Raw genomic sequence first — 22,530 nt, 5'->3', positions numbered from 1 at the left:
ACTGCAAAGCAAAGCTCTGCAGTCCTTTTTTGTCTAATTTAACGCATACTTAAGAAGAAGGATTCTCCTCTACATGACTCGCAATGACCCCCGCTAATTCTTCTGTAAAAGCTTTAGCAGCGTCGTAACCCATCCCCTTTAGGCGGAAATTCATGGCAGCTACTTCAACAATAACTGCCAAGTTGCGTCCTGGCCGAACCGGAATGGTAACCAAGGGGACTTCCACATCAAGAATTCGCATTGTATGATGATCAATTCCCAGTCGATCGTAAGCCTTATTCTCCTGCCAAGCTTCCAAATGAATGACCATTACTAATTTCTTGTGCGTTCGAACAGCCCCCGCTCCAAAAAGAGTCATAGCATTCAATACACCAAGTCCTCGTATCTCTAACAAATGTTGAAGTAAAGTAGGCGGACTGCCCAGTAATGTATCATCGGAAATTTGGCGAATTAATACCGCATCATCCGCAACTAATCGATGACCTCGCTTGATTAATTCAAGCGCAGTTTCACTCTTGCCTATACCACTGCTACCAGTAATGAGAATACCGATACCATACACATCTACCAACACACCATGAACCAGTGTCTCGGGGGCCAGACGTTCTTCCAAAAAGTTTGAGAGAGTGGCTGCGGCTCTTGTGGTCACCATTTGCGTACCAAGGATTGGCAATTCTCTACGTAAAGCCTCTTCCAGCAACGGGTCTGGAGGCATTTCACTGCGGCTGATGATGACACAAGGTGTTTCTTCATATGCACAGAAAGCAAATACTCGTAAAGCTTGCTCTCGAGGATTCATTCCTTGCAAGAAAGAAAGCTCAGTTCGACCTAATAATTGTACCCGTTCAGCTGGATGGTATCGTAAATAGCCAGCTAAAGCCAGACCAGGACGATTTATATCTACAGTACGAATGACTCGCTGTAAATTAGCATCTGGAGTAAAGACGTGCATGCCCAGACTATCAACCAGTTCCTGCACTGTGATGCCTCGCTCCATCTGAACCCCTCCACTCGCCATTCTCTGAATAAAAACATTAACCCTCAGTTTTTTCTGCAACCAAGCTATATTCAGCTAATTTAATTTGAGCATGCCGAGTACGCTCTTTGTCACGCTCAAGAATAGGTCGCAAAAATTGCCCTGTATATGAATTCGTCAAATTGCATATGTCTTCTGGCGTTCCAGTCCCTACCAGTGTACCTCCCCTATCGCCACCTTCCGGACCGAGATCGATAACATAATCTGCTGTTTTGATAACATCCAGATTATGTTCAATGACGAGCACAGTGTCCCCTTGCTCTACAAGACGATGAAGAACTGTCAAAAGTCTTGCAATATCCGCTACATGCAATCCAGTGGTCGGTTCATCCAGAATGTAAAATGTCCGTCCATTACTGCGCCGATGCAATTCACTTGCGAGTTTAACACGTTGCGCTTCTCCACCTGACATGGTCGTCGCTGGCTGTCCAAGTTTCATATAATCAAGACCAACATCATGTAGCGTCTGTAACTTTCTTGAGATGCGAGGGATATTTTCAAAAAATTGAAGCGCTTCTTCTACCGTCAAATCCAGAATGTCCGCTATGTTTTTTCCTTTATAGCGAACTTCTAAAGTTTCTCTATTATAACGGCGACCTTTGCAAATTTCACAAGGTACATACACGTCAGGCAAAAAATGCATTTCAATTTTAATAATGCCATCACCCTTGCAAGCCTCACATCGTCCCCCGCGGACATTAAAAGAGAATCTACCTTTTTTGTACCCGCGTATTTTAGCCTCGTTAGTCGTTGCAAACAAATCTCGAATATCGTCAAAAACTCCTGTATAGGTAGCAGGATTGGAGCGAGGCGTTCGACCAATGGGAGACTGATCAATATCCACCACTTTATCAAGATACTCCATTCCTCGTATGGACTCGTATCTTCCAGGTTTTACTCTAGCTTTATTTAAATCGCGAGCCAGTGATTTGTAAAGAATTTCATTAACCAGTGTGGATTTCCCCGATCCCGATACTCCTGTTACACAAATAAACAGGCCAATAGGAATTTTCACGGAAAGATTTTTGAGATTATTTTCTTTAGCTTTACGAATCTCCAGATAACGTCCATCTGGGTGACGACGCTCCGTTGGAACAGGAATAAAATTTCTACCAGATAAATAATTTCCCGTTATCGATTGTTCGTTAGACATAACCTCTTGCGGTGTTCCTTGCGCAATGACTTGTCCGCCATGCGCCCCGGCGCCAACTCCCATATCGATAATATGATCTGCGGCAAGCATGGTATCTTCATCGTGTTCGACCACAATCAACGTATTGCCCAAATCACGCATATGTTCGAGTGTTTTTATCAACCGTTCGTTATCACGTTGATGCAATCCGATACTCGGCTCATCCAAAATATAGAGTACACCCATTAAACTAGAACCGAGCTGTGTAGCTAGACGTATGCGTTGCGCTTCCCCACCAGAGAGCGTACCTGCAGCACGGGAAAGTGTTAAGTAGTCGAGTCCAACATTTTTCAAAAAACCTAATCTCGACTGGATTTCTTTGAGAATTAATCGTGCAATCGCCCATTCCTTCTCAGAGAGTCGTAGGTTTTGAAAGAAAGCCAGCGACTCAATAACCGAATCCTCTGTTACATCGGCAATATTTCGATTTCCAACGCGTACAGCAAGCGATTGGGGTTTGAGCCGTTTTCCTTTACAAGCTGGACATGGCTTCGCACTCATATAACCTTCAATAAATTCTCTTATAGACTCGGATGCAGTATCCCTATATCGACGTTCTAAATTAGGAATCACACCTTCAAACGGTATTTCAGCAGTTTTCTGCTGTCCAAATTCATTTTCATATCGAAACTGAATTCGCACACCATTTCCATATAAAATTTTTTCAACCGCTTCTTCAGGCAATTCAGCAATGGGTACCTGAGTGTCAATACCGAGTGTTTGACAGGCTGATTTCAATAATTGTGGGTAATAGTTTGAGGTCGATCCGGTCCATGGATCAATGGCGCCTTCATCAATGGATAATTGCGGATTAGGTATGACCAATGATTCATCAACTTCCATTTTAACACCTAATCCCGTACAAGCTTCGCATGCTCCAAATGGACTGTTAAAAGAAAACATGCGCGGTGCTAGTTCTTCCACACTAAATTGGCAATTAGGACATGCTAAATTTTGACTAAAAAGAATTTCTTCTTTTCCTATAACATCCACAAGTACGATTCCGCCCGCCAACCCAAGCGCGGTTTCTAAAGAATCGGCTAAACGAGAGGTTATGTCTTCACGGATAACAATACGGTCAACGACAGCTTCAATATTGTGTTTTTTGTTTTTTTCAAGCTGAATTTTCTCTTGTACATCAAGTGTTTCACCATTCACACGCACTCGCACATAACCTTGTTTACGTATTTCATCAAATATTTTTTGATGCTCTCCCTTTCGTCCACGTACAAGCGGCGCGAGAATTTGTATGCGCGTGCCTTCTGGGAGATGCATCAGATGATCTACCATCTGCTCTACAGTTTGCGATGTAATGGGAATATCACAATTGGGACAATAAGGTTGACCAATTCTTGCAAATAAAAGACGCAAGTAATCATATATTTCAGTGACCGTACCCACAGTAGAACGAGGATTGCGACTTGTCGTTTTCTGATCTATAGATATCGCAGGCGACAAACCGTCAATAGAATCAACATCAGGCTTATCCATTTGACCGAGAAATTGTCTCGCATAAGCCGATAGAGACTCAACATATCGCCGCTGTCCCTCTGCATAAATGGTGTCAAAAGCCAGAGAAGATTTCCCTGAGCCACTTAATCCCGTAATGACTACAAATTGGTCGCGTGGAATTCGCACATCAATATTCTTTAAATTGTGCGCACGCGCACCTTTTACTTCAATATATGCGCTGCTCATTGTACACCTCACATTATCCGAATAGCGGTCATGTTTAGAAAAATAAAGGAAATTGGCTTACTCTAACCAGTCAATTCAACAATTAAATCACGAAGTTCAGCGGCCCGTTCAAATTGCAATTCCTTTGCTGCTTTCCGCATTTCTTCTTCCAGTTTTTCAATTAAAGTTTTTCTCTCTTTATTCGACATTTTTTTAGCTCGTTCTGCTAAAGGAATAAAATCGTTTGCCTCTTCAGCAGAGCGTGTTGCTTCAATTACAGCACGTACAGATTTTTGTACCGTTTGCGGAGTGATACCATGTAACTCATTAAAAGCAATCTGTTTAGCTCGTCGCCGATTGGTTTCATCAATCGCAAGGCGCATTGATTCGGTAATATGATCGGCATACATAATAACTTCTCCGTGACTGTTTCGTGCAGCCCGGCCAATCGTTTGAATCAAAGAAGTAGTTGCGCGTAAAAATCCTTCTTTATCCGCATCTAATATGGCAACAAGTGAAACTTCAGGCAAATCAAGACCTTCCCTAAGCAAGTTAATACCAATCAAAACGTCAAATACTCCTAAGCGTAAATCTCTCAAAATGACCATACGTTCAATGGTTTTAATATCAGAGTGTAAATAACGAACCTTAATTCCTATCTCTTTGAGGTAGTCCGTTAAATCTTCGGACATTTTCTTCGTTAAAGTTGTGATAAGAACTCTTTCTTTGCGAGCGATTCTTCCCTGAATTTCTACAACTAAATCATCAATTTGTCCTTTTGTGGGCCTTACATGGATTAACGGATCGAGCAAGCCTGTTGGACGTATGATTTGTTCCACTCGTTTTTGTTCATGGGCTTCCTCGTAAGGACCGGGGGTTGCAGAAACATAAATAATTTGGCCAATTTTTTGTTCAAATTCCTCAAAAGTTAAAGGTCTGTTATCTGCTGCCGACGGAAGCCTAAAACCGTGCTCAATTAAAGTTAGCTTGCGAGTTCTATCTCCACCGTACATCCCTCGAATTTGCGGTAATGTGACGTGAGATTCATCAATAAAAGTAATAAAGTTATCTGGAAAATAATCTAATAGCGTATTGGGAGGTTCACCTGCCGCTCGCCCTTCTAAATGACGGGAATAGTTTTCAATACCTGTACAAAAACCAATTTCCAGCATCATTTCAATATCGTAATTTGTTCTTTGTTCCAAACGTTGGGCTTCCAGAAGCTTCCCATTGGCACGCAACTCTGTCAATCTTTCTTTGAGTTCATCACGAATTCTTGTAATAGCTGCTTCCAGACGTGGACGTGATGTAACAAAGTGAGACGCCGGGAAAATAGAGACATGCTCTCTATACCCTACCACTTCTCCAGTCAATACATCGATTTCGGTGATCCGATCTATCTCGTCTCCAAACAACTCGACACGAATGGCATGCTCGCCCCTGGAGGCTGGGAAAATTTCTACTGTGTCACCTCTAACGCGAAATGTGCCTCGCGTAAAATTCATATCATTACGCTCATACTGCATGTCTACCAATCGATGAAGGATAGAATCCCTAGAACGTGTGCTATTGACACGCAAAGACAATACATGACTTGCATATTCCTGCGGACTACCCAACCCATATATAGCCGATACACTGGCGACCACAATAACATCGTTTCTTTCTAAAATAGATGCTGTCGCCGAATGGCGCAATTTATCAATTTCATCATTAATTTTTGCATCTTTTTCTATATAGGTATCTGTCGAAGGAATATAAGCCTCCGGCTGATAATAATCATAGTAGCTGACGAAATACTCAACTGCATTTTCAGGAAAGAAGTCTTTAAATTCTGCCGCAAGTTGTGCTGCCAATGTTTTATTATGCGCTATCACTAAAGTAGGTCTATTTAATTCAGCAATAATATTTGCCATTGTAAATGTTTTTCCTGAACCAGTTACCCCAAGCAAGGTTTGATGTCTTAATAATCCTTGAACACCCTCTACCAAGCCTCTGATAGCTTCTGGTTGGTCTCCTTGCGGATGATACTGTGATACCAGTTTAAACTTTCTGTACTCACGTTCCAAAATAGTTTGACCTCCTAGCAAGAAGCCTCTTTCATTAAGAATATCACATTCTACAAAAAACAAGAACAAATGTTCGCAATTTTTAAAAATAAAAAAGGACAGCAATCTGCCATCCTCAGCATGCTCGAAGACTGAAGAAAATAGACCTAAATGATTGGTAAAGACTATCCATTTCCTGCAACACCTACTGGCTCAGCATTGATAGTACCCGGTTGAATTCCCTGCCGCAAAATAACAATATTCACACGACGATTCATTTGGCGATTCTGCGGTGTATTATTGGGGACTATTGGACGATATTGACCATATCCAATCCCTGATAGACGCTGAGGGGCTATGCCATGACTAGCCAAAAAACGAACGACACCCATGGCTCTACCTGCTGAAAGTTCCCAATTGGAAGGATAAATCGGAGTATCTATTGGTTCATTGTCTGTATATCCTTCAACAACAATTTGATTTTGCAAGGATCGAAAAAATGGAATTAACCCCAAAAGGATCTTTTGTGCCGCTGGACGAATATTGGCCGATCCGGTATCAAAAAGCACAACATCTTTAAGAGTTATCTGCACACCTCTTTGTTGGTTTTGGAGTGATACATTACCACTTAAATTGTGTGATTGAATATATGACTGCAATATGGCATAGAGATGATTGAGCTTACTGTCATTCTGCTTTTGCATGGATGACACTTTTTGCTGATCACCCGTATTGGTTGGATTCGCTGCCGAAATTAAAGCTGTTGTTCCTGTATTATTCAATGGTATCTGATCGGATTTATGTAATGCAGCTGCTAACGATTGTGATAAAGATTCAAATTTAATATGATTAATAGAAGACATTGCGTACATAATCACAAAAAATATCATGAGTAATGTAATTAAATCTGAATATGTTATTAACCAGCGTTCATGATTTTGTGGTGGTTCAGGCTTGCGCCGTCTCGGCATTGACCTCACCCGTCTTTCCCTTCGAAGATTCTATACGGTCAGCAGGTGGTAAAAACGCTTTTAGTTTTTGGCCAAGTATTGTTGGATTTTCTCCAGCCTGTATCGATAAAACTCCTTCCATCATAATTTCTCTAAGTAAAATTTCATCCTCGTTTCTATGCTTCAATTTATTAGCGATAGGCAGCCAAAAAACGTTAGCACTTGCAACACCATATAACGTAGCTGTAAAGGCTGTAGCAATTTGTGGGCCAAGCTTTGAAACATCTTGTAGACTCCCAAGCACATGAATTAGACCCATAACCGTACCAATAATACCCATTGTAGGTGCAAAACCGCCAGCAGCCTCAAACATCTTAGCTCCTATTTCATGGCGTTGTTCAACATAAGAGAGTTCTGTCTCCATCATATTTTTAACCAATTCGGGATCGACACCATCTACTACCAATCTGATGCCATCTCGCAAGAATTGATCAGGAAAACTTTCAACTCTATCTTCCAGTGCAAGAATACCTTCTCTTCTTGCAATTGTCGCTAAATTAACCAGTTGTTCAATCACATCAAGGTAATCAATTTTTTTTGAAAGAAAAGCGATTTTCAGATATTTTCCTATACGTAGAAAAGTTTTTAATGAAGAAGAGGTTAATGTTGCCCCTAATGTACCTCCAAAAACAATCAATGCTGCATTCGGCTGGAGAAGAGCTGTAAATGAGCCTCCATCGAGCATAAATCCTCCCACTAACCCAACTACAGCAATAATAATTCCCGCAAGCGTTGCGATATCCAATTGATTTACCTCCCCATATCCCTATCTTAATAGGATGTACGGACAATTTCTTCCGATTTGTCCTTTTGATGATCTGTAATATCGATAATTTTTTTTCTTTTGCTAAATAAACTCATAAACAAACCAAAAGCTCTTTTTTCTTCTGTGACGTTTATATCTTCTTCCGATAAAATTAACAAGCCTAATTGATGACGTTCTCCACTATATATGGGTTTGCCAATCATCCTTACTTCTCCTTGAATATCTACTATCTGAAATTTAACATAAGCTGGATTAGCATCAATTGCAAAATGTAATTCATATTCATTGCGTACGGGCATTTGATTCACTTGTAAAATCGTCTCACCAGTAGCCAACCCTATCTCCCTTGCTAATGATCCGCGCAGAGTATGAAGGATACGAGTTCCAGAAGAAATCGGTGTTATAATCGCATCACGTCTTTTTTCTTTATAACGGAAATGAAAGAACAACCCCTCCATACTCAGGAAAATAATTGCAGCTGAAATAGGTATCATAAAATCTTTGTGAACTGCGACACTCATATAGACAGCGAATCCAGCGACAATGAATTGTATAAAAGAAAGTAGGATATTCAATTTTTTAAATTGAGAAGGGGGAGTTGAACCCGCACGATACGATTGCCCAATCAAGAAGGGTATTCCTAAAACACCAACTGACAGTGTATTTTTTAACAAATAAAAAGGGGCCGTCTTCTCATTAAGATTCCAAATCAAACCAGGAGTCCAAATCGCGATAGGTATCATTGATGATACCTGCAGAAAAAAACCACCGATGGATCTTCCGCGCTTACCTCGCAATATTGTTGGACTTACTTCTTCAGAGCCTGTCCAAAGAAATAAAATAATTTGTGATAAAGCTAATGCTGAGACAATGATCATCCATGACGAACTTTGAAAATCCAATAATGGCTTCATCCAACCACGAAGAGTTAGATTGGGAATATTTTTTAAAATCCAAGTGAGTATCATCAACAAGGTTATACTACTAATTGAATTCATCCATCTTAATTGAGCTATAGAGAATAACATTGAACAAGCAATAAACCAAAATAATTCTCCTTGGGTGACTGAACAACCCAAATACAGAAGTGCTGCTGTGATGATGACACCCATCGCGATAGACTTGAGTTGCCTTACTAATAAGGGTTTCCCTATTCTTGTTATTCGTATGCCAAATAATTGACGCTCAGTTTGTACCTGTCGATAATTCTCCCAGAAAATTAAGAACAATGCTATATAGAGAAGGGGATTAAGGCATATATACTTAAGAACTTCTAATATGGATTCGCCCACTGATAAGATCTGTGTCGAACTCATCAGCTCCCCTCCTTTACATTAAATTACTCGATAAAATGAATCTACTGAAAACTACTTTTATATACGTAAAAATTTACGAACAGACATAAATCCGCCCCAAAACCCGAGTACGAAACCTAATACAAGAAGTGCTACCGTTACTTTAATGACAAACCAGTTTACAGAGATTAACGGAAAATGAATCCCATAAAAGTAACCTCCAGAAATCTGATATAGATATTGGTATAGAAAATCTAATGCAACAGCTGGAACTGCTCCTCCAAATATACCAATGAGTGTAGATTCAACTAAAAAAGGCATCCTTATAAAACCATTAGTTGCACCTACAAGCCGCATAATTTCAATTTCTCTTCGCCGCGAAAATATTGCAATACGAATTGTATTAGATATTAAAAATACAGCTGTTAAAAACATGGCAAGCAATAAAACAGCACCTATATTGCGTACTATATCCAAAACTCGAAAAAGCGGTCGGACATATTCCGCACCATCATTGACTGAGGCAATTTGTGGGATTGTTTTTAGGTTATTGGCTACTTGTAAGGTGTCTCTTGGATTATCCGCCTTTACAATTAAGGTAACAGGGAGCGGATTGGTCCCTAACCCCTTGAGTAAGTCTCCATACTGAGGACCAAGCTCTGTTTCAAGCTGCTTCAAGCCTTGTTGCTTAGTTTCTAGAACCACTGATTTTACACCAGGTATATTTTCAACTTGCATTTCGATTTTTTGACCTTCAGCATTTGATAAATTCTGCTGTAAATATGCACTGACTTCTAATTGATTGGCAACATATTTTGACATTTGTTGGACATTGAGTGCAACCAACAACGAAACTCCTACGATTGCCAATGTCACAACAACAGCACTGAATGCAGCAAAAGACATCCAGCCATTTCGAATTAAATTCTTTGCACCTTCTTTAAAATGTCTAGACAACGAATTAATTATCATAACCATACATTCCTTTACTTTCATCACGAACAATTTTTCCATTTTCAATTGCAATGACTCTTTTTCGGATGGTATTTACAATATCCTTATTGTGAGTAGCCATGACAATTGTAGTACCTCGATCGTTAATACGTTGAAAAAGTTTCATTATGCCCCAGGAGTTTTCAGGATCAAGATTGCCTGTTGGTTCATCAGCTATGATAACGGATGGATTATTGACCAACGCTCGAGCAACAGCCACTCTTTGCTGTTCACCACCAGACAATTGATTAGGTAATACATCCAATTTGTCTCCTAATCCTACCAATTCCATCACTTCTTTTACTCTTTTGCGAATATGACGATGAGGGGTTGAAATAACCTCCAAAGCATATGCTACATTTTCACCTGCAGTTAATCTTGGAAGCAATTTAAAATCTTGAAACACTACCCCAATACTTCGTCTCAAATATGGGATTTTTCGATTTTTTAAGCGTTCTATATTAAATCCATTCACAAAAATATGCCCTCTAGTAGGACGCTCTTCTCTGTACATCAATTTTATAAATGTGGATTTGCCTGCTCCGCTAGGTCCAACTACATAGACAAATTCACCTTTTGTGATGTGGACCGATATACCATTCAGGGCGTGTGTTCCATTTGCATACTCCTTCCACACATCCTGCATTTCAATCATAAAAATCCTCCTTCATCACAAAAAACGGGACTAGCTAATAAGCATGTCCCGTAAAATTCGACATATAGGTAAAAAATCCTGTTGGTATATGTTGTTTTTCGACGAATCTTAGGATTAGATCGGATCAATTTATAATGATGGCTTATTTTCTGAAGCATCCTGTGAATGAAACAATCCTTTCAAAGCCCCCAATGAAGAAAAAACAGAAACTGTCTCATTGGGAATAAATAGCGTTGTTGCCTCACCTTTTGCCATTCCTTGCAAGGCTTCAAAAGATTGATATGTTAATACTTTATTATCCAGTCCCGCTTCTCTAAGAAACTCAATACGACGTTTTTCAGCTTCTGCCACTAAACGGATTGCTTGAGCACGACCGTCCGCTTCCAGTTGTTCAGCTTGACGAACACCTTCTGCACGTCGAATGTTGGATTCTCTTTCACCTTCAGCCCTTAATATAGCGCTTTGTTTTTCTCCTTCAGCTCTTAGAATCGCTGCTTGACGTTCACCTTCAGCCTGTAAGATATTCGCTCTTTTTTCACGTTCCGCTTTCATTTGTTTCTCCATTGCATCTTGTATTTCTCGCGGAGGTTTAATATCAACAACCTCCACACGGTCAATTCTTACTCCCCAGGACTCTGTAACTTCATCAAGTGCTGTTCTTAAAGCAATGGATATTTTATCTCTGCCAGCCAAAGTTTCATCCAATTCCATATGACCTACTACCTGGCGAATATTAGCGGCTGTTACGTTTTGAATTCCCTGAACAAAGTCCTGAATGTTATAAGTTGCTCTCTTGGCATCAACTACTGTGTAAAAAAACACCGTATCTATGGAAATCTGCACATTGTCCCTAGTGATGACCATTTGTGGCGGAACTACAACTTGTTGAGTCCGAAGATCCAATACGCGAACAACGCGATCGATAAAAGGAATGACAAAATTGACTCCAGCTTGTAAAGTACTATGGTACTTACCGAGTCTTTCAACAATAGCTAACCTTTGTTGAGGAATAATCCGAATGGAGCGCCATATTGCTATAATCACTAAAATCAATATAATAAATCCAATAATAGATGTTAGCATCTACTCACCTGCATTCTATAAAGATTATCGTTATCAATAACAAGCAATCAAGACGATAACGCATAAGTTTATTTGAATAGCACTACCTTTAAAATTACAGAATCAATAGCTATCACTTGCACAATATCCCCCATATTGACTGGCTGGTTACAAATGGCCGACCAAATCGAACCATCTATTGATACAGTTATTATTTTTCCTGCTTCACCCCCACGAATCACCTTACCCTCTTTATTTAGTAAAGATTCTTGCTCAGTTATATATGTTTTTTTATTTCTAAGCTTGCGAGCATAAGGTCTTGATATAAGAAGAAGTACTACTGCTAAAAAAATGAATACAATAATCTGAAGTAACCATCCATTCATAAAATAACTAATTATACCTGTAACAACGGCTGCTAATGCAATCCAAATAATAAAAAAAGTAAATGATATTAGTTCAATGACTGCAAGAATTAATCCAAATAAAATCCACAGTAAATGTTCCAGTATGATACCACCTATCGAAACAAATTTTAGAATAGTATATATTTTCTTATATTATACTATATGTTTAATAAATCATAGTATGAAAAAAATAACCAAGCTTAAAGACAGTGATTATGCTTGGTCATTGATGAAGATTACATGATCATATATAAAGATTAGATAATCAAAATCAACAAAAAAGAGGCTGTAAGGCAGAGTCCCCAAGGAGGGAAACTCCACACTTAACAGCCACCTGTACTCCTGTTGCCTGGCAACGACCTAGGTTCCCAGGGGTCTTCACCCCAAGTATGCTCGGCGCTGGAGGTCTTCACGGTCGTGTTCGGGATGGGTACGCGTGTATCCCCTCCGCTATGGTCACCAGACTCTTCTTCCCTTTCCAACTGTCTCAGCAAGAGGGGCTTTCCTTGGTGAAGGCCTCGACCGATTCGTATCCGTCCGCTCCACGCCTCACGACGCTTCCACGCCGGACCGATCTACCTTATCGTCTATAAGGGGTCTTCCTTCCTTGACGGAATGGGATACGTTATCTTGAGGCAGGCTTCGCGCTTAGATGCTTTCAGCGCTTATCCCTCCCCGACTTGGCTACCCAGCTGTGCCCTTGGCAGGACAACTGGTCCACCAGCGGTCGGTTCATCCCGGTCCTCTCGTACTAAGGACGAACCCTCTCACGTATCCTCCGCCCACGGCAGATAGGGACCGAACTGTCTCACGACGTTCTGAACCCAGCTCGCGTACCGCTTTCATGGGCGAACAGCCCAACCCTTGGGACCGACTTCAGCCCCAGGATGCGATGAGCCGACATCGAGGTGCCAAACCTCCCCGTCGATGTGGACTCTTGGGGGAGATCAGCCTGTTATCCCCGGGGTAGCTTTTATCCGTTGAGCGATGGCCCTTCCACGCAGTGCCACCGGGTCACTAAGCCCGACTTTCGTCCCTGCTCGACCTGTCCGTCTCGCAGTCAAGCTCCCTTGTGCCTTTACACGCCCCGCGCGGTTTCCATCCGCGCTGAGGGAACCTTTGGGCGCCTCCGTTACCTTTTAGGAGGCGACCGCCCCAGTCAAACTGTCCGCCTGACACTGTCCCCACACCCGATTCAGGGTGCCAGGTTAGAAGACTAGCATCTCAAGGGTGGTATCCCAACATCGACTCCACACAGGCTGGCGCCCATGCTTCTGTGTCTCCCACCTATCCTGTACATGACATGCCCGTCTCCCATATCAAGCTACAGTCAAGCTCCACGGGGTCTTTCCGTCTAGCCGCGGGTAACCTGCATCTTCACAGGTATTACAATTTCACCGGGTCTCTCGTTGAGACAGCGCCCAAGTCGTTACGCCTTTCGTGCGGGTCAGAACTTACCTGACAAGGAATTTCGCTACCTTAGGACCGTTATAGTTACGGCCGCCGTTTACTGGGGCTTCAATTCAGAGCTTCGGGCTCTCGCCCTCACCCCTCCTCTTAACCTTCCAGCACCGGGCAGGCGTCAGCCCCTATACTTCGCCTTTCGGCTTCGCAGAGACCTGTGTTTTTGCTAAACAGTCGCTTGGGCCTTTTCACTGCGGCTCTTCTTCAGAGCGCCCCTTCTCCCGAAGTTACGGGGCCATTTTGCCGAGTTCCTTAACGAGAGTGCTCCCGCGCGCCTCCGTGTTCTCCACGCGCCCACCTGTGTCGGTTTCCGGTACGGGCAGATGCATTCTCCCTAGAGGCTTTTCTTGGCAGTGTGACCTCGAGCGCTTCGGTACTCTTCTTCCCTCCCCATCACCGCTCAGAGTTCTCGCCGCGCGGTTTTCCCTGCGCGACCCCCTTGCGGATTGGACGGCCTCTTCCATCCGGCCGCTCGCTCTAGCCTCCTGCGTCACCCCTTCAGTCATGCAAATCCATCTGGTACGGGATTCTCAACCCGTTCTCCTTCGACTACGCCTCTCGGCCTCGCCTTAGGTCCCGACTAACCCTGGGTGGACGATCCTTCCCCAGGAAACCTTGGGCTTTCGGCGGAGGGGATTCTCACCCCTCTTTTCGCTACTCATACCGGCATTCTCACTTCCATAACCTCCACCTTCCCTCTCAAGAAGGCTTCTCCGCTTATGGAACGCTCCCCTACCCTGTGGTCTTCCCACAGCCATAGCTTCGGTGTGTGGTTTAGCCCCGTTACATTTTCCGCGCAGCGTCACTCGACCAGTGAGCTATTACGCACTCTTTCAATGATGGCTGCTTCTAAGCCAACATCCTGGTTGTCTATGCACCGCCACATCGTTTCCCACTTAACCACCCTTGGGGACCTTAGCTGTTGGTCTGGGCTGTTTCCCTCTTGACTACGGATCTTAGCACTCGCAGTCTGACTGCCACGGTTCAATGAAACGGCATTCGGAGTTCGACGGAGCTTGGTAACCCTGGTCGGGCCCCGCACCCCATCGGTGCTCTACCTCCGTCCCTCATCCGTGACGCTAGCCCTAAAGCTATTTCGGGGAGAACCAGCTATCTCCGGGTTCGATTGGAATTTCTCCCCTACCCCCAGTTCATCCCCCGGCTTTTCAACGCCGGTGGGTTCGGGCCTCCATGCGGTGTTACCCGCACTTCACCCTGACCAGGGGTAGCTCACCCGGTTTCGGGTCGATGGCAATCAACTTCTCGCCCTCTTCAGACTCGCTTTCGCTTCGGCTCCGGCTTCCCTGCCTTAACCTCGCTCATCACCATCACTCGCCGGTTCATTCTACAAAAGGCACGCCGTCATCCTTTCGGACTCCGACTGCTTGTAAGCACACGGTTTCAGGTTCTCTTTCACTCCGCTCCCGCGGTTCTTTTCACCTTTCCCTCACGGTACTCTCCGCTATCGGTTGCCAGGGAGTATTTAGCCTTAGGAGGTGGTCCTCCCGGATTCCCACGGGGTTCCTCGTGTCCCGCGGTACTTGGGGCCTGCGCTACCTCCCTCGACAAGCTTCGCCTACGGGGCTCTCACCCGCTCTGGCCGACCTTCCCATGTCGTTTGGCTCCCTTGTCTCCTTCGGCCCAGGCAAGACCCTGCCTGGCTGCGCATCCCCTCTACCCCATGATGGCAACGGGGGTCCCCTTCTCCACCATCATGGTTTAGGCTCTTCCGCGTTCGCTCGCCACTACTTGCGGAATCACTCTTGTTTTCTTCTCCTCCAGGTACTGAGATGTTTCAGTTCCCCAGGTTCCCTCCGTCTATCCTATACATTCAGATAGCGGTACCGGCCCATCACGACCGGTGGGTTCCCCCATTCGGACATCCCTGGATCTTCGCTCGCGTACAGCTCCCCAAGGCATTTCGGTGTTCGCCCCGTCCTTCTTCGGCTCCTGGCACCTAGGCATCCTCCGTGCGCCCTTTCTACCTTCACCTTGCTTCCCTCTTGCTGATTCAGTTCTCAAGGTCCTTCGAGCTTATCCCTCTCTCAAGGCATAAGTAGCTTTCGCTAAGTTCTCTCCCGAGAACCCTCAAAACTAAACACGCACGCCTCTCCACCAAACCCCTCTCTCTTCCCTAGAAAGGAGGTGATCCAGCCGCACCTTCCGATACGGCTACCTTGTTACGACTTCACCCCAATCATCGACCCCACCTTCGGCGGCTGGCCCCCTTTCGGGTTACCCCACCGACTTCGGGTGTTGCCAACTCTCGTGGTGTGACGGGCGGTGTGTACAAGGCCCGGGAACGGATTCACCGCGGCATGCTGATCCGCGATTACTAGCAATTCCGGCTTCATGCAGGCGAGTTGCAGCCTGCAATCCGAACTACGAGCGGTTTTCAGGGGTTCGCTCCAGATCGCTCTCTCGCTTCCCGTTGTGCCGCCCATTGTAGCACGTGTGTCGCCCAGGACATCAGGGGCATGATGATTTGACGTCATCCCCGCCTTCCTCCGACTTGCGCCGGCAGTCACCTGTGAGTCCCCACCTCTACGTGCTGGTAACACAGGTCAAGGGTTGCGCTCGTTGCGGGACTTAACCCAACATCTCACGACACGAGCTGACGACAACCATGCACCACCTGTCTCCTCTGCCCCGAAGGGACCTACCATCTCTGGTATCGTCAGAGGGATGTCAAGCCCTGGTAAGGTTCTTCGCGTTGCTTCGAATTAAACCACATGCTCCACTGCTTGTGCGGGCCCCCGTCAATTCCTTTGAGTTTCAGTCTTGCGACCGTACTCCCCAGGCGGAGTGCTTATTGGGTTTCCTTCGGCACTGAGGGTGGTACCCCCCAACACCTAGCACTCATCGTTTACGGCGTGGACTACCAGGGTATCTAATCCTGTTTGCTCCCCACGCTTTCGTGCCTCAGCGTCAGTCACTGTCCAGCAAGGCGCCTTCGCCACTGGTATTCCTCCACATCTCTACGCATTTCACCGCTACACGTGGAATTCCCCTTGCCTCTCCAGTACTCAAGTCCTACAGTTTCCAAGGCATTCCCAAGGTTGAGCCCTGGCCTTTCACCCCAGACTTGCAGAACCGCCTACGCACCCTTTACGCCCAGTGATTCCGGACAACGCTTGCCCCCTACGTATTACCGCGGCTGCTGGCACGTAGTTTGCCGGGGCTTCCTCTCGGGGTACCGTCTCGCAAAGAGCATTCCCTCTCCTTGCCGCTCTTCCCCCTTGACTGAGCTTTACAACCCGAAGGCCTTCCTCGCTCACGCGGCGTTGCTCCGTCAGGCTTGCGCCCATTGCGGAAGATTCCCTACTGCTGCCTCCCGTAGGAGTCTGGGCCGTGTCTCAGTCCCAGTGTGGCCGGTCACCCTCTCAGGTCGGCTACGCATCGTCGCCTTGGTAGGCCTTTACCCTACCAACTAGCTAATGCGCCGCGGGGTCCTCTCTCAGCGATGCCGTAGCATCCTTTCCCGCATCAGGCATGCGCCCCATGCGCCTATCCGGCCTTAGCACCCGTTTCCAGGCGTTATTCCGGTCTGTTAGGCAGATTCCCCACGTGTTCCTCACCCGTCCGCCGCTGGTATCTTTCGATACCCGCTCGACTTGCATGTATTAGGCACGCCGCCAGCGTTCGTCCTGAGCCAGGATCAAACTCTCAATGTCTAATTCCTTCTCCCTCGCTCTCTCGAACTCGGGCACTTCTTCTCTGGCGTTTGGTGATTCTTGTGCGTGTTTAGTTTTCAAGGTTCTCTCGCTGCTATTAAACTCTAAACTTTTTAGAGCGTTGTCCGCAGCGACGTTTATTAATATAGCACGCCATTTTGGCAGATGCAAGTGATTTTAAGCGATTTTTAGTAACTTAAACTTCTGAAAAAACTTTAAATTCACTCAGTGACTAGTGGTTGATGGCAATATCTATTCATTATCGTCTTCAAGCGGCTTTTTTGAACGCAAAATGGCATGCCCTCTGAGCATGCCATTCTCATTCTCAATATTTATTGTAAATTCGCAAACAACGATAGATAGCAAACTCAAAGCTATCAACCAATTTTTAGATATCCATTTCTACATCAACATTCGAGGATAGACTCGCCCGTCCTTGCGCAATCGCCAGCTGCCAGCGCAAGTATGCGTCAATAAACGGATCGAGCATCCCATCTACAACCGCCTGGACATTACCTACTTCACAGCCTGTTCGATGATCTTTGACAAGCGAGTACGGGTGAAACACATATGAGCGAATTTGACTACCCCAAGCAATCTCTTTTTGCTCACCACGTATACTGGCTAAATGCGCTTCTTGTTCTTGACGTCGGCGCTCATACAGTCGAGCTTTGAGCAAATTCATAGCTACTGCGCGGTTTTGTATTTGCGAACGTTCACTTTGACAGCTAACCACTATACCTGTCGGTAGATGTGTAATTCGAACGGCTGAATCTGTTGTGTTGACATGTTGTCCACCAGCTCCACTCGAACGGTAGACATCAATTTTTAAATCTTCTGTGCGGATGTCGATCTCGATTTCATCATCGATTTCCGGTATAGCATCCACTGAAGCAAAAGAGGTGTGTCTTCTCCCTGAAGCATCAAAAGGGGAAATACGAACAAGTCGATGGACCCCTTTTTCGGCCTTCAGATAACCGTAGGCATTATGACCTTTGATCATCAAAGTCACACTCTTCAAACCCGCTTCGTCACCAGGAAGATAGTCCAATACCTCAACTTTAAAGCCTTTGTCTTCTGCCCAACGAGTATACATGCGCAATAAAATGGAAGCCCAATCCTGTGATTCAGTACCTCCTGCACCTGGATGAAGCTCCAAAATGCAATTGCTTTTGTCGTATGGACCCGACAACATAAGTTCCAACTCAAAAGATTCAATTTGATTTTGCAAGTCAACCGCAAGGCGATTTGCTTCCGAAAACAAGTCAGCATCATCTTCTTCGGCAGCCAGCTCTAACGTAACTTCCAAATCATCTTTTTGCTCTTGCAATTTTCGCATCTTTTCAATGAGCGAACGAAGTCCATTAGCCTCCGCTATAATTTTCTGGGCTTTCGAACCATCATCCCAAAAAGAAGGAAGTGCCATTTGCTCTTCTAAAGCAGCAACACGCGCTTCTTTGGTAGAAAGGTCAAAGAGACCTCCCGATATCCGCAAGCCTAGTCGCCATAGCGGAGATTTCCGAACGTAACTCACCAAATGTTTCTGCCATTCATTACCTCTCCTTCAAGCCCATCAAACTACATCCAGTGACATCCCAAACCGCATCAACCACCCTGTATCGGAACAGCCTCCTGGATGGGTAAGTTCTGCGGAGCAGTAGCCACTGTCGATTTAAAGACATAAAGAACGATTTCCTCTTCAATAGAGTGGATCATGGCCTCAAACATTTCAAAACCTTCACGCTGATAGATAACTAACGGATCGGCCTGACCATAGGAACGCAAATGTACACCTTGCCGGAACTGATCCATTGCGTCGATATGATCCATCCATTTTGAATCAACGGTTCGCAACACAACAATTCTTTCTAATTCACGCAGAAAAGCGCCCAACTCTTGTTCTCTCTCGTCATAATTGGACAAGAAAGTTTGATAAAGCACTTGAAAAATTTCTTCCCTATCTTTATGGCGCAATTCTTCTTCGGAAATTTGCTGTGGTTTCAAAAAATGATGCTCAGCATAGTGCAATAACGCCTGTAAGTCCCAATCTTCCGGAACTTGTTCCGTGGAACAGTAGACATCCAACATATGCTCAATAAGGTCTTTGCCCATACCTTCCACAATCGGTCGCAAATTGTCGGTCTCTAAAATCTGCCGTCGTTGTTTGTAAATGACTTCTCTCTGTTTGTTCATCACATCATCGTAGCGAAGAACGTGTTTCCGAACGTCGTAGTTGTTACCTTCCACTTTCTTCTGCGCCCGTTCCATGGCATTGGTGAGCATTTTGTGTTCAATCGGCACATCCTCTTCCAACCCCATACGATCCATCCAACGCTTGATATTGTCCGATCCGAACAAACGCAATAAATCGTCTTCAAGCGAAAGGAAGAATTGTGATGAACCGGGATCGCCCTGACGACCTGAACGACCGCGCAACTGATTGTCGATACGACGACTCTCATGACGTTCTGTACCAATGATATGCAGACCGCCAAGTTCCTGTACGCCCTCACCGAGCAAAATATCGGTACCACGTCCAGCCATATTGGTAGCAATGGTGACCGTTCCTCGCTGCCCTGCTTGAGCAATAATTTCTGCTTCTTTTTCATGATGTTTGGCATTCAGGACTTGATGCTTGATCCCACGCTGTGTCAGTAAATGAGAGATAATCTCCGATTTATCTATAGAAGTAGTACCCACCAAAACCGGTTGACCTTTTTCATGGCGACGAACGATTTCCTCTACTACCGCTTTGAATTTAGCCATCTCCGTTTTGTAGATGACATCACTCATATCTCTTCGAATTGTCGGACGGTTGGTAGGTATCGTTACTACATCCATACCATAAATTTCAGTCAACTCTTTTTCTTCCGTTTTTGCTGTACCCGTCATACCCGACAACTTATTGTACATACGGAAATAATTCTGCAGTGTAATGGTGGCTAACGTCTTGGATTCGTTTTGTACCTTAACGCCCTCTTTAGCTTCAATCGCTTGGTGCAAACCTTCACTATAACGGCGGCCTTGCATCAATCGTCCCGTAAATTCATCTACAATGACGATTTCATCACCCATCACCACATAATCTTTATCACGATGCATGAGACCATGCGCTTTGAGAGCTTGGGTGATGTGATGCATCAAGGTAACATGCTCCGGATCGAACAGATTCTTCACCTGGAAGAAACGTTCAGCTTTATGCATGCCACTTTCCGTCAAGTTTGCGGTTCGCATCTTTTCATCAATCTCATAGTCATCCGGTTTTAGACTGCGAACAAAAATATCTGTACGAAAATAGAGATCTGCCGATTTATCACCAGGTCCTGAAATAATGAGTGGTGTACGCGCTTCGTCAATGAGAATACTATCCACCTCGTCGACGATGGCAAAGTTCAGTTCTCTCTGCACCATTTCTTGAACACTCATTACCATGTTGTCTCGCAAGTAATCAAAACCAAACTCGTTGTTTGTCCCATAAGTGATGTCTGCACTGTAAGCTGCTTTCTTTTCTGCATGATTCATATCGTGGATATTTAATCCAACGGTCAGTCCAAGAAAGCGATGAATTTGACCCATTTGTTCCGCGTCACGCCGAGCCAAATAATCGTTAACCGTTACGACATGTACCCCTTTGCCTGACAATCCATTTAAATATGACGGCAAAGTGGCCACAAGAGTTTTTCCTTCACCCGTGCGCATTTCTGCAACACGACCCTCATGCAGGACAATGCCACCCATCAATTGAACATCAAAATGGCGCATGCCAAGTACGCGTTTCGCAGCTTCACGCGTTACTGCAAACGCGTCATACAGAAGATTGTCCAGTTTTTCTCCATTAGCTAATCTCTCTCGGAACTGCAAAGTCATGCCTTGCAATTCTTCATCCGACATGGACTCATATTTAGACTCCAAATCATTGATACGTTGAACACGACGCCTCAGCCGCGCAATTTCTCGTTCATTTCCATTGACAATATTTTTAAGGAGTCCCACGGAAAGGCTACACCCCTTTCACAGATTGAGCCTCCCGGCCCTGAAAGTCTCCATTTTAAGATTGTACAATACTGGCTGATTATAGTACAGTGGCAAGAGATACCGAATCTTTTCTTCCACTTTTCTTTTTCATTTTTTAGTCTTTATCTAGCAATTCCAAACTGGCTTGAAAATAAATAGAGGTGCCTCCCCTGTGAAACTCGACCTGGTTATGATAGTGAAAGACGCCGCTTCCACACTACCTCGTTGTCTGGAAAGCTTCCGAACAGAAGTTGACGATATCATCATAGTCGATACCGGATCGAGCGACGACACACAAACTGTCGCCAAACGGTATGATTCGAAAATCTACCAAATACCATGGGAAAACAACTTTGCCAAAGCACGTAATGCAGCGTTACAGAAATCAGATGCCGATTGGCGATTGGTCATTGACTCCGATGAATATCTAACGGCGGGAAACAATTTAAAAAAGGCGATTCTTGAACAACAAGCCCTACATGCATCCTTTGTGGGACGTTTGAGAATTAGGAGCAAATTTCAAACAAACGGAAACATACAATACGAAAACAGCTATGTTTCTCGAATATTACCTAGAGAAGCTTTTTATGAAGGAGCTATTCATGAGCAAGTTGTTCATCCAGGATTGCCCATTATTCAATTTGACGGTTTTGTAGTCGATCACGATGGATACTTTGGCTCTCATAAATCTGAGCGAAACATACCCATATTGATGGATCTTTTAGAAAGCGAACCGAATTCTTTTTATCACCTTTTTCAATTAGCTCGTGAACATCGAAATGTAAAACAATTTGAATCAGCTCATCAACTGCTGACCAAAGCTCTGCAAATCTGTCCAGCTACTTCCTCTATTTTTCCTATGTTAATTGTCGATTTGATTTACAATTGCATTGAACTCAAGTATTTTGAACAAGGACTATATACTATTGAAAGATATGAAAGCCAACTTGCTTGGTATCCAGATTTCCATTTTGCCTGTGGCATTTTTTATATGAAATGGATATTGTACGATCCGTCCAAATTTCTGTATTTTCCTCGAATTGAGACTGCTTATCTTCGCTGCCTTTCGCTTGGTGATGAAAATATAACAACCAGCGTGGAAGGTACAGGTTCTTATCTTGCTGCCCACAACCTTGCCAGTTTATATGAAGCATCTGGAAACTTGGAAAAAGCTAAAATCTATCAGCACTTAGAAACCAAATGGCGAAAAGATCACAGAATATCATTTTAATTTGGT

At 44.3% G+C, this 22,530-nt stretch carries 13 protein-coding genes and 3 rRNA genes; 1 reads left to right on the top strand and 15 read right to left on the bottom strand.

Annotation, left to right across the window (positions count from 1 at the left end; translation table 11 throughout):
* Positions 1-49: 49 nt before the first annotated feature.
* The 15 genes from hprK to secA form a co-directional block, all read right to left on the bottom strand.
* Entirely contained in the window at positions 50-997 is a 948-nt protein-coding gene (hprK, locus tag ACOJUR_RS03635) for an HPr(Ser) kinase/phosphatase (RefSeq protein WP_072873565.1), read from the bottom strand.
* A 37-nt stretch (positions 998-1,034) separates the two neighbouring features.
* The gene (gene uvrA, locus ACOJUR_RS03630) at positions 1,035-3,926 is read right to left on the bottom strand and encodes an excinuclease ABC subunit UvrA (RefSeq protein WP_306954925.1); all 2,892 of its coding nucleotides are present in this window, start codon (positions 3,924-3,926) and stop codon (positions 1,035-1,037) included.
* 62 nt (positions 3,927-3,988) lie between these two features.
* Positions 3,989-5,974: an excinuclease ABC subunit UvrB gene (gene uvrB / locus ACOJUR_RS03625; RefSeq protein ID WP_203115070.1), complete on the bottom strand. Its 1,986-nt coding sequence runs from the start codon at positions 5,972-5,974 to the stop codon at positions 3,989-3,991.
* Between the two features lie 164 nt (positions 5,975-6,138).
* Positions 6,139-6,924, bottom strand: coding sequence for a flagellar motor protein MotB (locus ACOJUR_RS03620; protein WP_420949273.1), 786 nt, complete (start codon positions 6,922-6,924; stop codon positions 6,139-6,141).
* Positions 6,902-7,708 (bottom strand): flagellar motor protein, encoded by an 807-nt coding sequence (locus tag ACOJUR_RS03615; protein ID WP_072873569.1) that lies wholly within the window; start codon positions 7,706-7,708, stop codon positions 6,902-6,904. The genes ACOJUR_RS03620 and ACOJUR_RS03615 overlap by 23 nt, the downstream gene beginning before the upstream one ends.
* A gap of 26 nt (positions 7,709-7,734) precedes the next feature.
* A complete protein-coding gene (locus tag ACOJUR_RS03610; RefSeq protein ID WP_420949272.1) occupies positions 7,735-9,045 on the bottom strand; it encodes a hypothetical protein in 1,311 nt (436 codons plus the stop codon).
* A 57-nt stretch (positions 9,046-9,102) separates the two neighbouring features.
* Positions 9,103-10,020: a permease-like cell division protein FtsX gene (gene ftsX, locus ACOJUR_RS03605; RefSeq protein WP_420949271.1), complete on the bottom strand. Its 918-nt coding sequence runs from the start codon at positions 10,018-10,020 to the stop codon at positions 9,103-9,105.
* The gene (gene ftsE, locus ACOJUR_RS03600) at positions 9,986-10,672 is read right to left on the bottom strand and encodes a cell division ATP-binding protein FtsE (protein WP_072873572.1); all 687 of its coding nucleotides are present in this window, start codon (positions 10,670-10,672) and stop codon (positions 9,986-9,988) included. The genes ftsX and ftsE overlap by 35 nt, the downstream gene beginning before the upstream one ends.
* 129 nt (positions 10,673-10,801) lie before the next feature.
* Positions 10,802-11,755, bottom strand: coding sequence for an SPFH domain-containing protein (locus ACOJUR_RS03595; RefSeq protein WP_420949270.1), 954 nt, complete (start codon positions 11,753-11,755; stop codon positions 10,802-10,804).
* 68 nt (positions 11,756-11,823) lie between these two features.
* Positions 11,824-12,120: an NfeD family protein gene (locus tag ACOJUR_RS03590; protein WP_072873574.1), complete on the bottom strand. Its 297-nt coding sequence runs from the start codon at positions 12,118-12,120 to the stop codon at positions 11,824-11,826.
* Positions 12,121-12,488: 368 nt separating this feature from the next.
* Positions 12,489-12,605: ribosomal RNA gene (gene rrf, locus ACOJUR_RS03585) — 5S ribosomal RNA — on the bottom strand.
* Positions 12,606-12,647: 42 nt separating this feature from the next.
* Positions 12,648-15,597: ribosomal RNA gene (locus ACOJUR_RS03580) — 23S ribosomal RNA — on the bottom strand.
* 146 nt (positions 15,598-15,743) lie between these two features.
* Positions 15,744-17,279 (bottom strand): 16S ribosomal RNA (locus ACOJUR_RS03575).
* The 16S, 23S and 5S rRNA genes sit together here, the layout of an rRNA operon.
* Positions 17,280-17,667: 388 nt before the next feature.
* Positions 17,668-18,829, bottom strand: a protein-coding gene (prfB, locus tag ACOJUR_RS03570; RefSeq protein WP_207549692.1) for a peptide chain release factor 2 whose coding sequence is annotated in 2 segments (ribosomal slippage) — positions 17,668-18,762 and positions 18,764-18,829 — 1,161 coding nt in all. Because the reading frame shifts where the segments join, the coding sequence is not laid out codon by codon here.
* A 55-nt stretch (positions 18,830-18,884) separates the two neighbouring features.
* Positions 18,885-21,272, bottom strand: coding sequence for a preprotein translocase subunit SecA (secA, locus tag ACOJUR_RS03565; RefSeq protein WP_072873079.1), 2,388 nt, complete (start codon positions 21,270-21,272; stop codon positions 18,885-18,887).
* A 193-nt stretch (positions 21,273-21,465) separates the two neighbouring features.
* Here secA and ACOJUR_RS03560 point away from each other — a divergent pair, with 193 nt between their 5' ends.
* Positions 21,466-22,524, top strand: a complete 1,059-nt coding sequence (locus ACOJUR_RS03560) for a glycosyltransferase family 2 protein (protein ID WP_306954321.1) — start codon at positions 21,466-21,468, stop codon at positions 22,522-22,524.
* Positions 22,525-22,530 lie beyond the last annotated feature (6 nt).

Origin of the sequence: Alicyclobacillus tolerans (assembly GCF_048984885.1) — a bacterium.
Taxonomy (GTDB): Bacteria; Bacillota; Bacilli; order Alicyclobacillales; family Alicyclobacillaceae; genus Alicyclobacillus_I; species Alicyclobacillus_I tolerans.
Note: the sequence above shows the minus strand (reverse complement) of the source record. Positions and strands in the feature narration are given on the sequence as shown.

Bases quoted from the DNA above. Each gene is read 5' to 3' on its own strand.
- ACOJUR_RS03595 (WP_420949270.1), bottom strand. From the start codon at position 11,755: ATGCTAACATCTATTATTGGATTTATTATATTGATTTTAGTGATTATA.
- uvrA (WP_306954925.1), bottom strand. From the start codon at position 3,926: ATGAGCAGCGCATATATTGAAGTAAAAGGTGCGCGTGCGCACAATTTA.
- ftsE (WP_072873572.1), bottom strand. From the start codon at position 10,672: ATGATTGAAATGCAGGATGTGTGGAAGGAGTATGCAAATGGAACACAC.
- ftsX (WP_420949271.1), bottom strand. From the start codon at position 10,020: ATGAAAGTAAAGGAATGTATGGTTATGATAATTAATTCGTTGTCTAGA.
- hprK (WP_072873565.1), bottom strand. From the start codon at position 997: ATGGAGCGAGGCATCACAGTGCAGGAACTGGTTGATAGTCTGGGCATG.
- ACOJUR_RS03610 (WP_420949272.1), bottom strand. From the start codon at position 9,045: ATGAGTTCGACACAGATCTTATCAGTGGGCGAATCCATATTAGAAGTT.
- ACOJUR_RS03590 (WP_072873574.1), bottom strand. From the start codon at position 12,120: ATGAATGGATGGTTACTTCAGATTATTGTATTCATTTTTTTAGCAGTA.
- ACOJUR_RS03620 (WP_420949273.1), bottom strand. From the start codon at position 6,924: ATGCCGAGACGGCGCAAGCCTGAACCACCACAAAATCATGAACGCTGG.